The organism is Rhodovarius crocodyli (assembly GCF_004005855.1).
Taxonomy (GTDB): Bacteria; Pseudomonadota; Alphaproteobacteria; order Acetobacterales; family Acetobacteraceae; genus Rhodovarius; species Rhodovarius crocodyli.
Map to the genome: position 1 here is coordinate 1 of NZ_SACL01000035.1, position 505 is coordinate 505.

Sequence of the window (505 nt, forward strand, 5' to 3'; positions counted from 1 at the left end):
CAGCGACGGACGCACCGTCCTCGCCGGTGGTTACGACGGCACCATCCTGCGCAGCACCGATGCCGGCGCCAACTGGCAACCCGTCACCTCAGGAACGCAAAACCACCTGACCTCCCTGGCGATGGGCAGCGACGGACGCACCGTCCTCGCCGCTGGCGACGGCGGCACCATCCTGCGCAGCACCGATGCCGGCGCCAACTGGCAACCCGTCACCTCAGGAGCGCGAAGCTTCCTATTCGGCATGGCGATGAGCAGCGACGGACGCACCGTCCTCGCCGCTGGCTCCGGCGGCACCATCCTGCGCAGCACCGATGCCGGCGCCACCTGGCAACCCGTCACCTCAGGAACGCAAAACCACCTGACCTCCCTGGCGATGGGCAGCGACGGACGCACCGTCCTCGCCGGTGGTTACGACGGCACCATCCTGCGCAGCACCGATGCCGGCGCCAACTGGCAACCCGTCACCTCAGGAACGCAAAACCACCTGACCTCCCTGGCGATGGGC

The 505-nt window shown here is 68.7% G+C and carries 1 protein-coding gene; it reads left to right on the top strand.

Annotation, left to right across the window (positions count from 1 at the left end):
• The coding region (locus EOD42_RS25650; protein WP_338069647.1) for a WD40/YVTN/BNR-like repeat-containing protein at positions 1-505 on the top strand (505 nt) is incomplete at both ends.